Here is a 13334-nt window from a genome sequence, read left to right on the forward strand (position 1 = left end):
GCGGGGCCGGACGAGCCGCAGGCCCGCCGGGATCGTCCGCGGCCTTCCGGGCGGAGCTGACGGGGCCGCGCCGGGCTTCCGGGCCGCAAGATCGCGCCAGCCTTCCGATGGGCGGGCCGGGACCCGGGCGGACCCGCGCCCTGCGCTCGCAGGATGCGGCCTTCCGGCGGCTCCAGCGTACGCTCCTCCCACCATGGCTTCACCCTTCCTTCCTAACCTTCGGCCCAACCGGTGCCGAAGGGGTTTCCATGTCCGACACGTCTCCCATCCTGCAGCTTCCCTACATCCTGCCCTCGCAGGCGCAGAAGCACGTCACCCACAACGAGGCACTGCGGCTGCTCGACGTGCTGGTGCAGCCCACGGTCCTCGACCGGGACCGCACGGCGCCGCCCGCCTCTCCGGCGGCCGGCGCGCGCCATCTGGTGCCGGCGGGGGCCAGCGGTGCCTGGGCCGGCCACACGGACGAGATCGCGGTCTGGGAGGCCGAGACGGCGGTCTGGCGCTTCCTGGCCCCGCAGCCCGGCTGGCAGACCTTCGTGCTGGCCGAGGGGGCGGGCCTCGTCTTCACCGTGACGGGCTGGCAGACGCTGAACCAGCTCGCGCCGGAATTCGCCTCGCTCGGCATCTCCACTGCTGCGGACGAGACCAACCGGCTGGCCGTCGCCTCCTCGGCCACGCTGCTCACCCATTCCGGCGAGGGGCATCAGCTCAAGGTCAACAAGGCCGCGGCCGGGGATACGGCGAGCCTGCTGTTCCAGACCGGCTGGTCGGGCCGGGCCGAGATCGGGCTGGCGGGCAGCGACGACCTCTCGGTGAAGGTCAGCCCGGACGGCGATACCTTCCGCACCGCGCTCCGGGTGGACCGCGGCACGGGCCGGGTGATGCTGCCGCAGGGCATGACCGTCACCGGCAGCGTCACCGGCACGGCGGTGCAGGCCTCGGCCGCGGATGCGACGGCCGGCCGGCTGCTGGCGGTCGGGGCCTTCGGGCTGGGGGGCACGGCGCCGCTGATCGGCAATGCCGAGGTGACGGACGGCTCGATCGCGCCGGGCTTCTACGGCTATGACAGTGCCCAGGGCAGCAGCGGCGGGCCCTCGGGGGTGCAGTGCGGGATCCTGCTGCACCAGAGCCGCACGTCCGGCGCGGGCGAGGTGCAGCTTTTCCTCGTGGAGAGCGCGGCCGGGGCGGGCTGCCTGCCGGGCATCCTGTTCTCGCGGGCCCGCAGCGGCGGGGCATGGTCCGGCTGGTTCGCGGGTGGCGTGGTGGACAGCGCAGGCAATGCCAACGGCCGCTACATCCGCCACCAGGACGGCACGCAGACCTGCTGGCAGTCGGTGACCACCGTGACCTCGGGCGAGGCGGCCATCACCTTTCCGGCTCCGTTCTCCTCCACCTCGGGCCTCATCACGACGATGGGCGTCAATGGCACCGCGGCCAGCTCGATCTGTCCGCGCATCACCGCGCGCACCGCGACCGGCGCCAATGTCTCGGCCTTCAACACCTCGAACGCGCGTATCGCCGTGAGGGTCGAGCTGATCTCGATGGGGCGCTGGTACTGATCGCGGATCCGGGGCCTCCGGTCAGAGCACGAGCCCCGGATCGTCCCCCATGTCGAGACCGGGGAAGACGCTGCCTTCCAGCAGCCCCCGGTCGAAGCCGTAGAGCGCGCGCATCGTCCAGGCGGCCCAGGCGCGCACGTCCGAAGTGGGCATGAGATCGCGCCCGGCATAGAGGGCGGCATCCCCCAGCCCCGGCCAGCGCCCCATCACCTGCCCGCCGCGCACCGCGCCGCCGGCGACCAGCATCGCCCCCGCCGTGCCGTGGTCCGTCCCGCCCGAGCCGTTCTCGCGCGCGGTGCGGCCGAATTCGGTCATGGCGAGGACCGCCGTCCTCTCCCAGGCCGGTCCCAGCCCGTCCCTGAGCCGCAGCAGCAGGCGTTCGAGCTGCGAGAGCGGCTTCAGGATCGACCGGGCCTGGCTGCGGTGCGTGTCCCAGCCCGAGAGCGAGAAGGCCGCGATCCGCGCCTCGCCGCGCAGCCGCTCGGCGGCGAAGCCCGCCAGCCCGTCGATGTCGGCGAAGGGATTTCCCTTGCCCTTTCCCTTCCGCCCCCGCGCCCCGCCCTCCGCGGCCCCGGGGATCGCCGCGGCAAGCTCCAGCGCCTCGGCCGCCACGTCGCGGAACAGCGGGTCGTCGTGATAGAGCTCGCCCAGAAGCCGGCGGTTCTGCGCCGAAAGGTCGAGCCTCAGGTCCGGGGACCAGGACCGCACCGGCGCCATGCCCTCGATCACCGGCAGCGGGTCGCGCCCGACCGCCCAGGCGGTCTCGGCCCGAAGGCCCGGCACCGCCTGCAGCATCCGGTTCAGCCAGCCATCGCGGGCCGTCCCCCGCGGCACGTCGGGGCTGGTGCCGGCCTCGAGCAGGTCCTGCCCGTCGAAATGGCTGCGCTTGTCGCGGTAGGGGGTCGAGACGGCGTGGACGAAGCCGAGCTCGCCCCGCTGCCAGAGATCCGACAGGCCGCCAAGCGCCGGATGCAGCGCGAAGCCCTGCGACAGCGCAAGCCCGTTCCCGCGGGCCAGCGTCGGGCGATAGGTCGCGAGAAGCGGGTCCTCGAAGGGGCGCACCACGTCGAGCCCGTCCATCGCGCCGCGCAGCACGACCACCACCAGCCGGTTCTCGCCCAGGGTGGCGGCATCGCCCGCGAGCGTCATGGTGGTGATCAGCGGATGGGCCGCGGCCGAGCAGCCGAGCGCGGTGAGCCCCTGCAGGAAGATGCGCCGGTCGATCATCGGGGTTCTCCTATCGCCGGTTGAATTCGGCCGAGGCGAGCACGAGGCCCGCCGCGTCGCGCCGGCTTTCGGCCCGGCTCACCGCCTGCCGCAACTCCGCCCCCGCGAAGGGGCCGAGCGCGCGGTCGACGAGGGCCAGGGGATCGGGCAATTCGCGCCGGAAGGCGGTCGGCATCTCGAGCGCCCAGAGGATGCGCGAGGACAGCCGGGGCGGGGTGATCCAGGCCGAGGCTTCCTCGGGCCAGCCGTCGGGTCCCGCGGGGCGCTGCCAGGGCTGGCCCATCCCGGCCATCGGGACAAGGATCAGCCGGTCGAGCCGCTTGCCCGGAAGCCGCTCCACCTCCTCGGGCCGGATGCCGAAGGCCCTGAGCCCCGCCACCACATAGTCGAAGGGCTGGCGCACCTTGGCCTGCGGCGCGGCCCGGGCGGCCGGATGGGCCAGCATCGCGCCATAGACCGCGGGCAGATCGCCCCCGGTGTCGAGGAAGGCGCGTTCCATCGCCGCCACCAGATCCGGGTCGGGCGTGTCGGCCACGAAATGCCGGGCAAGCTTGGTCGCGATGTGGCGGGCGGTCTCGGGTCGGGCGGCCAGATCGGCCAGCGCCCTGCGGATCGGCCCGAGGCCGCGGCCCTCGTAGCTCGTGCCCAGAACCGTCTCGGCCCCCGGTTCGGCCGCGTTGCGCCGGAAGGTGAAGCCCTTCTCGATGCTGAAGCCGAGCCCGGTCAGAAGCTCCGCCATCTCGGTCACGTCGGCCTGCGAATAGGCGGCGCCCACGCCCAGCGTGTGCAGCTCCATCAGCTCGCGGGCCAGGTTCTCGTTCAGCCCCCTCGCGCGCTTTCGCCCGGCGGGCGAGCCGGGCCCGACCGAGCTGTCCTGGTCGAGATAGGAGATCATGGCCGGGTGCAGCGTCACGGCGGCCAGGAGCTCGGCAAAGTGCCCGGCGAGATGCGGGCGGATCGCCTCCTCGACCAGGGCGCCCGGCAGCGCCCCGTCGCGGGCGCTGCGCGCTACCACGGCGAAATGGCCCGACCAGAACTGCACCAGCCGCTCGCGGAAGCCATCGGGCGAGGCCAGCGCCCGGCCGATCGAGACCGCCGCCGACCGTCGCGCCTGATCGCGGATCGCTTCCCGCGCCTCACGCAGGCGCGCCGTCTTTGCGGGATCGCTTTCCGGCAGCCTCTGGCTTTCGGCGAGCGTGCGCATTGCGGGCAGCAGGTCCGGCAGCCGCGGCAGCGGCCGGTCCTCCGCGGCACGATCGGGGCCGCGGAGCAGGGTCAGCATGCCTTCGGGCGTGGTCGGCGCCCCTTCCGGCAGCGGCAGGCCGTATCCGAACCGGATCGCGGTCAGGGCGGGGCCATCGGTCATGGGCGGGGCTCCGGGTGGCGGGTGCGCCCAAGATAGGAGGTTTGCCCGGCGCCTCAAGACGGCCGCCACCGGCGCGGCATCGGGTCGCCGGCGGGGCGAGGGGGGAGGCCCGGTCGCGCGGCGGCCCCCTTGGCGGGCGCCGTTGCTCTGCGCCCCGGCCCTGCCCGACCGGCCGGGAAAGCCTGCGCCGGAGCGCGCAACCGGCCAGGAGATGCGCCCGGCCAGTCCGGGGGTGCAGGGTCCGTCAGCGCCCGCCCGACAGGCGGCCGATCAGCCGCTCCATGTACCAGGCATTGCTCATCGGATTGACCCCCCAGGACTGGAAGTAGAGATGCGCGACGTGGTCGGTGATCCGGACGCCGTCCCGGTCCACGAGCTGCCGGGCAAGCTCGCCGCCGGGCTGCAGCGCATCCGCATAGGTGAAGCTGTCACGCAGGTAGTCGGTGTCGTTGTCGAAGATCCCGTCCTGCGCGTTCGCGGCGGTGTCCTCGCCGACCTGCGCCCGTCGGCAGGCCGGGCTGACCGTCCGCCCTGCGGGGCGGAAGGCCAGGAATTCGGCCTCGGTGTCGGTTTCCCGGTCCATGCAGGCATGCACGAAGCTGCGGCTGTTGACGATGAAGCCGAAGGGCGGCTCCAGCCCCGAGGCGTTGATGTCGCGCGAGGCGGCCCAGAGGTGGCGGACCCGGGCGACGAAGTGCCTCGGATTGTGCCGGACGATCGCATAGGGGTAGTCGATGACGATCTCGGCGATCTCGAGCGGCCGCGTTCCGGACACCCCCCGGGCCTGCAGCCGGGCGAAGGCCCGCAGCACGTCGGCGATGTCGGTGGTGACGATGCGCTTGTCGTTGCCGATGCGGGGAATGGTCCCTGCCTGCCAGTTCGGCAGGTTCACCAGCATCCGCACCACCAGGCGCCGCCCTCCCTGGGCCGCCTCGATCCGGTCGCGCATCCCCAGCATGTAGGCCTGCGCCGCGCGCACCGTGAAGGGCAGGTCGAACCCGCCCGAGGCGTTCCGGCAACTGGTCCGCTTGTTGGTATCCGCCAGGAGCCGCAGGAAGGCCCCGTCGACGTTGATCGCGGACACCCGGACGCCCGCGTCCAGCAGCCGGGCGACGTTGCGCTCGAACTCGAAGGCCGCGGCCTGCCGGCCCAGGTCCTCGGGCCCGAGATCCCGGTCGCACCGGTCGGAGGACAGGCCGATCCCCGCCGCGTAGGTCACCGTCAGGCCCGTCTCGGCCACCATCCGGGCGAGGGCCGCAAGATCGCCGTCGTCGAGATGGCTGCCCGCGGGGCGGGGGCGCTCCGTCTGCCGCTGGAAGGTCGATTCTACCAGAAAGGAAGGGTTGAGCACGATGCCTTCCACGCCGGCCCGGTCCAGCTTCTTCCAGAGCGGCAGGTTGGACGGGCTGAAGATCTCGCGGTTGTCGAGGGCGCGGGGTCCGGGTCCGTAGATGGCTTCCGGCGCCGCCTCGAGCGGGGGGGCCAGCACGACTCCAAGCGCTGCGGCCAGCAGGATCTTCCGGAATGCTGTCATGAAGGCCTCCTGACGGATTTGCCGCAGGATGCCGTGGACGACGCCGGGGCGGCAAGGTCTCGGGACGCGGTCGGGGTCCCGCGGGGCCAGGGTCGGCCAATCGCCGCCGGCCCTGCCGGGGAAAGGCTCCGGAGCCCCGACCACGATCAGGCAGGTCCTGTTCCCGTCCCGGGATTGCGGCGGTCCCCGCCGCCCCTTCGGGCGGGGTCCTGCGCGGGCCGGCGGTGGCCACCGGCCGGGGCGATCCGCGATGTCGCGGCACAGCGAGAGGTTGAACCGGGGCGTCACCGGCTGTAGCGTTTCCAGGGTTTATGTCCCGGAACGGCCGACAGACCGCGTGTCGCATTCGATCCGGAACGCCATCAGCGTGAATAGCAGGACAGGGGCCGAAACCCTCATGCACGAAGGTAATTGCAATGCAGGCAGGTGACGGCGCCATCGTCAAGGAACCGGATCCGGCCGGATCATCCGCCATGGCGGCGGGAAAGAGCGTGCTCGTCATCGGGCACAGCCATGTCGGATGCCTCGCCGCGGCCGCCAGAACGTTCAATTCGGACAAGCTCGAAGTCATCAGCGTCGCCAATGTCGTCGGGAAACGGGGGCGCGAGGAACTGCCCGAGCCCGAGATCGTCCGGGCGGTGGTGAACCACGCCCGATTGTCCAAGCCGGATGCCCTCTGCCTGTGCATCCGCGGAAACCAGCACAACATCCTTGGCATCACCGAAAACCCGACGCCCTTCTCGATCGGGGAGGCCGAATTCGGGTCGGCCCCCCGCGAGGGAAGCCGGCGCCACTTCATTCCCTACCAGCTCATGAAGGCGCATTTCAGGAACATCATCTCGCGGGACATGATCCATGAGCTCTACAATTCCTTCCCGGATGCGGCGCGCTATTACCTGAACGCTCCGCCGCCCGTTTCCGACTGGGACTACATCCAGGCCAACCCGAGCTCCTTCAGCGAAGAACTCAGGTTCGGCCCCTCGCCCCACGAGCTGAAGCTGCAGCTCTACCGATGCCAGACCGAGGTCCTTCGGGAATGTGCCGAGGCGGAGGGTGCCCGGTTCATCGACATCCCGCCACAGCTTTGCGACAGGGACGGGTTCCTGGCGCGGCACTGCTACGGCCCCGATCCGACGCATGCGAATACGGTCTATGGAGAGATCGTGCTGAAAACCCTTCTCGACGTCGTTGGAGCCAGCAAGTGAAACATCCCTATGTCGGTCTTCCCGATTGCCAGTTCTGGAAGAAGGAGCCGGGCATAAGGGACGGCGCCCTGCTCGATCCGGTCTCGGATGTTCCCTTCCGCATCGGCCAGGACGACCGGATCGTCACCGCGGGAAGCTGCTTTGCGCAGCATGTCGCGCGGTTCATGGCCAGGTCCGGGTTCAACCACCTCGTCACCGAACGCGCGCATCCGATCATTCCGAAGCGATTGGCGGAACAGCACAATTACGGGATGTTCTCCGCGCGCTACGGGAATGTCTACACCGCGCGGCAACTGAAGCAGCTGCTGCAGCGCGCCCATGGACAGTTCACGCCCATCGCGCAGGCATGGCGCGCGCCCCAATCCGGCGGGGTCGTCGATCCGTTCCGGCCGCAGATCCAGCCCGGCGGCTTCCTGAGCGAGGCGGAACTCGAGGCGGACCGGGCGCACCATTTCCGGTGCATCCGCCAGGCCATCGAGGAGATGGAGGTCTTCGTCTTCACCCTCGGCTTGACCGAGGCCTGGGAGGACACGCGCGATGGCGCCATCTTCCCCATCGCGCCCGGAATTGCCGGCGGGACCTACGATCCCGCGACGGTCCGTTTCGTCAATTTCGACGAGACAGAGACCTGGGAGGACCTGCAGCGGGCGCTGCAGTTCATCCGCGAGATCAACCCTTCGGTCCGCATCATCCTCACGGTTTCCCCGGTGCCGCTGGCCGCGACCTACGAGAACCGGCACGTGCTGCTGTCCACGACCTGGTCGAAGGCGGTCCTGAGGATCGTGGCCGAGAAGGCGGTCCGGACCTTCCGGGACTGCGCCTACTTCCCGTCCTACGAGATCATCACCAGCCCGCATGTCCGGGGCCGGTACCTGGCGGAGGATTGCCGGGAAGTCCTGCCCGCAGGCGTCGAGCACGTCATGCGGCTGTTCGTCAGGCATTTCACCGACGGGGCGGCGGCCGCTCCGCGACCCCGGCGGGTCGAGGCGGCCGAGACCCTTGCCGCAAGGCATGTGCGCGACATGCAGAAGACGATCGACATCCTCTGCGACGAGGCGGCGATCGACAATCGGTAGCCCCTTCGTCCGGGCGCCGGCGCGGCGGGGGTCTTCCCGGACAGGCCGGGCTTCCGGAGGCCGGGCCGGCCCGCTATGGTCGCGGCCGGAGGGACGGCGGTCCTTCCGGCGAACCCCGTGAGGCCCTTCCTTGACACGCATCCTCGTCACCGGCACGGCCGGCTTCATCGGCTTCCATCTCGCGCGGCTCCTGCTGGCCGAGGGGTTCCGCGTCCATGGCTATGACGGGATGACGGATTACTACGACGTGGCCCTCAAGCGGCGGCGTCATGCGATGCTGCTGCAGGACGGGAATTTCTCGGCCACCGAGGGGATGCTCGAGGACCAGGCGCTGTTCGACCGGGTGGCCGATGACTTCGCCCCCGAGGTCATCGTCCATCTCGCGGCGCAGGCCGGCGTGCGCTACTCGGTCGAGAACCCGCGCGCCTATCTCGATGCCAACATCATCGGCACCTTCAGCGTGATGGAGGCAGCGCGGCGGCTGAAGGTCGGTCACCTCATGATGGCCTCGACCTCGTCGGTCTATGGCGCGAACGAGGAGATGCCGTTCCGCGAGACCGACAAGGCCGACAGCCAGCTCACGATCTATGCCGCGACCAAGAAGGCCAACGAAAGCATGGGCCATGCCTGGGCCCATGTGCATGGCGTGCCCGTCACGATGTTCCGCTTCTTCACGGTCTACGGGCCGTGGGGACGGCCGGACCTCGCGCTGTTCCGGTTCGTGGATGCGATCCTCGACGGCCGGCCGATCGACATCTACAACCACGGCGAGATGTGGCGCGACTTCACCTATGTGGACGATCTGGTGCGCGCGATCCGGCTGCTGATCGATGCCGTGCCGGGCGGCCCCGAGACGGCGGTCGAGGGCGACAGCCTCTCGCCTGCCGCGCCCTTCCGCATCGTCAACATCGGCAATTCCGAAAAGGTGCGGCTTCTGGATTTCATCGAGGCGATCGAGGAGAGCCTCGGGGCAAAGGCGATCCGCAACTACATGCCGATGCAGCTGGGCGACGTGCCGGCGACCTGGGCCGATGCCGCGCTGCTGCAGCGCCTGACCGGCTACCGGCCGCAGACGGAGGTGCGCGATGGCATCGCCCGGTTCGTGGCGTGGTATCGCGACTATACGGGCAAATAGGGCGCAAGATCCCGAGGCCCCCGGTTTGCACCCGCGCGGGTATGCGCTAGACAACGCGAAAGGCGTGACCTTGCCCAACGAAAGCTTGAATGGCGGAGGCTGACTTGGCCCGGATCTGGCTGCACATCGGACATGGAAAGACCGGCACCACCGCGATCCAGTGGGCGCTGCACGAGCGCAGCCGCGTGCTGGGCGACGTGATCTACCCCGTCCGGGGGCGACAGCAGGGCCAGGAAGCGCACCACAACCTGTTTCCGCTCAAGGGCAATGCCTACGACCGCAGGGTCGTCGAGGAGCTGCAGGCCATTGCGGCGGAGAGCAGGGATGCCGGGAAGCCGGTGGTGATCTCGTCCGAGCATCTCTGCCATGCCACCCCGGCCAAGGTCAGGCAGATCGTGCGGAACCTGGCCGGGCACGACCTCAGGGTGGTCTACTACGTCCGGCGCCAGGACGACCTGATGGAAAGCTCCTTCCGGCAGAGGCAGTGCCACCAGCCCGGCGCCTGGGTTGATCCGGGCGAGTACATGGCCCGCTTCGTCCGCGGCTTCGACTTCGATGACCGGATCGAGCCCTGGCGCCAGGCCCTGGGGGACAGGGCCATCGTCGCCCATCTCTACCATCCGGAGATCGTCGGCCGGGATGTCGTGACACATTTCGAGCGGATCCTCGGTCTGCCGGAATGGACGGACCGGCCGGCAAGCCACAGGAACATCTCGCTGACGCCCGCCGCCACGCGCCAGGTCATCCAGGTCGCGCTCGCAAAGGGTCGGGACAAGGCGCGGAAGGTGGCGCTGAACCTGCGCGGCACCGATGTGAAGGGCGACAACAGCCCCTTCTACGACGCGGCGGCCCGAAGGGCGGTCATCGAACGCTACCAGCTGTCGAACGAGCGCTTCGCGCGGCGCCATCTCGACGAGAGGTCGGCGGCATTGCTGCTCGGCAGCGCCGGGGCAGGGGATCCGGACGCCGTCCTGCAGCCCGTATCCGCCGCCGCGGCGGCCTCGCCGGCCTGAAGGCCGGGCCTTGTCTTCGACCCATCCCGGCCGGCCGGCCGCATGGCCCGCGCGGGATCGCGAGCCCGCAGCCGGCAGGATCCGGACCGGCCGAAGGCCGCAGGGTGATTTCTTCTGGAGTGCTGATGAAAGCCTTACTGCATATCGGCTCGGGAAAGACGGGCACGACCTCCATCCAGGAATACATGTCCGTCAACCGCCAGAGGCTGCGCGAGCAGGGGATCCACTACCCCGTCACGCTCGGGGCGAAGAACCACCGCCGCCTGCCTGCCCTCGTCCAGAAGGATGAACGCGCCGCAAGGTACTTCCGCGAGCAGGGCCTGCGCGATGCGGCCTCGCGCGATGCGGCCCGCGAGGCCTGGTGGCAGGAGTTCCGCGCCGAGATCGCCTCGGCCGGCGACTGCGACCGCTGCCTGATCTCGGCCGAGCATCTGTGGCAGCTGGGTGCGCAGGAGGTGGCGGCCCTCCAGTCCCGCCTGGCGCCGCTGTTCGACGAGGTCCGGATCCTCGCCTATCTGCGCGATCCGGTCGATTACGCCATGTCGATGTATGACACGGCCCTCAAGATCGGCTCGACCAGTCTCGCCCCGGCCGCGCCCGTGGCCGGCGGTCCCACGGATTATGCCCATATCCTGAAGACCTGGCAGGACGCCTTCGGGCGGGACCGGATGACGGTCAGGCTTTTCGACCGCGCGGAGCTGGTCGGCGGCGACATCCTGACGGATTTCGTCCAGTCCGCAGGGATCGATGCCGCCGGCTTCACGGAGGTGAAGGTCAAGAACCCCTCGCTCGGGGTCCTGGGCCAGCAGATCCTGCTGCGGGTCAACCGCCGGCTGCCGCGATACAGGCCCGACGGCAGCCCGAACCGGATGCGGGGCGACATCGTCGGGCTCTTCGAGCGCTTCTTCGCCGACGGCGCCCGCATCACGCCGGATCCGGCGCTTCTGGCCGAGTGCCAGGCGGTTCTTGCCGGGTCCAACGAATGGGTCCGGCAGACTTTCTTCCCCGGGCGCGACCGGCTGTTCCCGGCCAGGTCCTACGCGGCCTGCCCCGCCCCCTCGCTGGACGAGCGGGACCTGGACCGGATGGCCGATCTCGTCGTGGACCTGTGGCAGGCGGCCCAGAAGGCGAAGCGGGCGGCCGCCTCCTGACCACCCCCTCCCGGGTGGCCGGTCAGCTCAGGACACAGGCCTCCGGGCCGACCAGGCGCGCCTCCAGCACCCGGAGGGTGGCCGCCGTCGCATGGCTGGCCAGCAGCACGTTGCGCCGCGCGAGATCGCTCATCCGCGGGGTCAGCCGCTCGGGCGGCAGGCGGTGCTTGTAGCTGTTCTTGGTCACCGGAACGCCGGCGAATGTCATTCCCTGCGAGGCCATGAAGGCCCGCAGATCCTGCTCCATCCGCTCGGTCCGGACGAGGTGGGTGCGTCCCGCGGGCAGTTCGGCGGCGATATGCGGGGGCAGATACCACCCCAGATCGAACTGGAGATGCAGCTTGCTGCCGCGCAGGGCGAAATGCGCCACCTGCCGCCGGGCATCGTCGGGCGAGGTCAGAGCCTCGGCCAGGTCGTTGGCGGTCTGGAAGTTGCGGAAGACCCGCGCCCATTGCGCGTTCTTCATCTGGACCCCGTCGCCGCCGATGCTCTTGGAATGCAGGTCCCATTCGAAGGCCGAGACGAACCGGGACACCGGATCGCGGGTCAGGACGATGAACACGTCCTCGGCCTCGCGGCGCAGGACGGCACGGGCGATGTCCTGGTTGGCCTCGCCGACGTGATGGACGGATAGATTCCGGACCTGGGGGGAGAGGGCGCGGATGACGGACTCGCCCCCGCATTTTCCGACGTGGACAAGATGGTAGCGCACTCTGTTCCGCCCGCTGAGGTTTCGCCGCTGGCTGTGCCGACTAGTCCGGGGAAGGCCCTTTGTAAAGGCGGGCGCGGCCCGGGTTCCCCGGCCCGGACATGCCGGGGATGATGGCCTGCGAGGGGTAATGCGACCTTTGCCACCCGGCCGCGACGCGCGGGCATCAACCGGGATCCGAAGATGCTTGACGAGGGCGGGCCGCCTGTCGAAGTCTGGAACCCGGCCGGGCCAGCCTGCCGTTCGTCGCGCCGTGCCCGGCACCGGGGGAACTGCCCGGGTGAGGATGCATGGAAAGGGCTTCCCGGCCTCGTGTTTCCCCTTCCGGTCCCGCAGGGGACCGAGGCAGCACTTCCGGCCGCGTCCCCTGCGACCCTTCCCGGAAACCGATCCGGAAGACGTTTCAGCCTTTCAAGGGGGATGAACAGACGTGGCATATCGCAGGGAAGGCGCAGGAGCGGGGGCGGTCGCGCAGGAACGCGTCGCGGCGGCTCCGGGACAGGTTGTCGGCATCGCCCTGGCCATCAGCCTCGGATTTCTGGCCGTGCTCGGGATCCTGCAGGCGGACCGGCCGCTCTGGCAGGACGAGACCCAGCTTCTCGCCAATCTGGGCCAGGCCTGGGGGCGCTATTTCGAGGTGCTTCCCTATCACGATCAGGCGGCACCGCCTCTTGCGCTGATCCTGCTGGACGGCCTGTGGCGGATCGCCGGCGGCGACATCCCGGTGATGCGCCTGGCGGTGCTGTCGGCCACCCTTGCCTGTCTCGCCTGCCTCGCCCTGTCGGCCGCCCGCCGCGGATTGACCGTGATGCTGCTGGCTCTGGCGATCGTGGCGCTTACCCCGATCACCCTGCGCTACGCCCTGGAGATCAAGCACTATGTCTTCGAGCTTCTTGCGGCCCTCGTCGTTGTGCAGTCGGCCCTGTCGCTGAAACTCCGGGGGCGGGTCGAGCCGGTCCTGTTCGTCGCCCTGTCGCTGCTGCTGTCGTTCCTGTCCTTCTCGGTCATGCTGGTCGCGGTCGTCATCATGGCCGATGTCGTGCTGTTCCGTGCGAAGGGAGCGGAGCGCCGGCACTGGGCGCTGGCCGTCCTGCTTTTCAGCGCGACCTGGGGGCTGCTGTACCTGGGCCTGTTCCGTCCGCTCACGCACCTGCAGATTGCCAACTATCCGGACGCCTACCGGAACGGCATGCTGATCGAGCTCCTGCAGGGCAGTCCCGCCTCGCTCGTCCGCCGCCTTCTCTACGTGGCGGGGCAGCCCGTCTTCGCCATCCTCGGCGCGGGGGCGCTGCTCGGGGGGCTGGTGCTGCTCGGCCGCAGGACGCTCTCCGATCTCGGGCGGCAGGCCCGGCGCGCCCT

General features: G+C 70.1%; 11 protein-coding genes (1 of these 11 cut by a window edge). 7 read left to right on the forward strand and 4 right to left on the reverse strand.

The features are described from left to right. The first annotated feature begins 248 nt into the window (after positions 1–248). Positions 249–1559, forward strand: coding sequence for a DUF2793 domain-containing protein (locus CK951_RS20270; RefSeq protein WP_096788031.1), 1311 nt, complete (start codon positions 249–251; stop codon positions 1557–1559). 21 nt (positions 1560–1580) lie between these two features. Here the strand turns inward: CK951_RS20270 and CK951_RS20275 are convergent, their stop codons facing one another. The 3 genes from CK951_RS20275 to CK951_RS20285 all read right to left on the reverse strand — a co-directional run bounded on the left by CK951_RS20275 (position 1581) and on the right by CK951_RS20285 (position 5686). After that, positions 1581–2786: a DUF1501 domain-containing protein gene (locus CK951_RS20275; protein ID WP_096788032.1), complete on the reverse strand. Its 1206-nt coding sequence runs from the start codon at positions 2784–2786 to the stop codon at positions 1581–1583. Between the two features lie 10 nt (positions 2787–2796). After that, positions 2797–4152, reverse strand: coding sequence for a DUF1800 family protein (locus CK951_RS20280; protein ID WP_232520816.1), 1356 nt, complete (start codon positions 4150–4152; stop codon positions 2797–2799). Positions 4153–4396: 244 nt separating this feature from the next. Then, positions 4397–5686 (reverse strand): hypothetical protein, encoded by a 1290-nt coding sequence (locus CK951_RS20285; RefSeq protein ID WP_096788033.1) that lies wholly within the window; start codon positions 5684–5686, stop codon positions 4397–4399. A gap of 416 nt (positions 5687–6102) precedes the next feature. Here CK951_RS20285 and CK951_RS21835 point away from each other — a divergent pair, with 416 nt between their 5' ends. From CK951_RS21835 to CK951_RS20305, 5 genes are all read left to right on the forward strand, one after another. Continuing rightward, positions 6103–6891, forward strand: a complete 789-nt coding sequence (locus tag CK951_RS21835) for a hypothetical protein (protein ID WP_232520799.1) — start codon at positions 6103–6105, stop codon at positions 6889–6891. Beyond that, a complete protein-coding gene (locus CK951_RS20290; protein ID WP_232520800.1) occupies positions 6888–7967 on the forward strand; it encodes a GSCFA domain-containing protein in 1080 nt (359 codons plus the stop codon). The genes CK951_RS21835 and CK951_RS20290 overlap by 4 nt, the downstream gene beginning before the upstream one ends. A 130-nt stretch (positions 7968–8097) precedes the next feature. After that, the gene (locus CK951_RS20295; RefSeq protein ID WP_096788035.1) at positions 8098–9102 is read left to right on the forward strand and encodes an NAD-dependent epimerase/dehydratase family protein; all 1005 of its coding nucleotides are present in this window, start codon (positions 8098–8100) and stop codon (positions 9100–9102) included. A 104-nt stretch (positions 9103–9206) separates the two neighbouring features. Next, complete coding sequence (locus CK951_RS20300; protein ID WP_198402518.1) at positions 9207–10115, forward strand: hypothetical protein; 909 nt, start codon at positions 9207–9209, stop codon at positions 10113–10115. Positions 10116–10240: 125 nt separating this feature from the next. Further along, a complete protein-coding gene (locus tag CK951_RS20305; RefSeq protein ID WP_157764697.1) occupies positions 10241–11266 on the forward strand; it encodes a hypothetical protein in 1026 nt (341 codons plus the stop codon). A 22-nt stretch (positions 11267–11288) separates the two neighbouring features. On the opposite strand, the gene CK951_RS20310 is transcribed toward CK951_RS20305, so the two are convergent. Continuing rightward, positions 11289–11978 carry a hypothetical protein gene (locus tag CK951_RS20310; protein ID WP_096788037.1) on the reverse strand — a complete coding sequence of 230 codons (690 nt, stop codon included), beginning with the start codon at positions 11976–11978 and terminating at the stop codon, positions 11289–11291. Positions 11979–12405: 427 nt separating this feature from the next. Here CK951_RS20310 and CK951_RS20315 point away from each other — a divergent pair, with 427 nt between their 5' ends. Then, positions 12406–13334 carry the 5' portion of a hypothetical protein gene (locus CK951_RS20315; protein WP_096788038.1) on the forward strand. Its footprint extends 718 nt past the window's final position, so the window shows 929 of its 1647 coding nt (coding positions 1–929); it begins with the start codon at positions 12406–12408; the stop codon falls past the right edge of the window.

Source organism: Rhodobacter sp. CZR27 (genome assembly GCF_002407205.1).
Classification (GTDB): domain Bacteria; phylum Pseudomonadota; class Alphaproteobacteria; order Rhodobacterales; family Rhodobacteraceae; genus Cereibacter_A.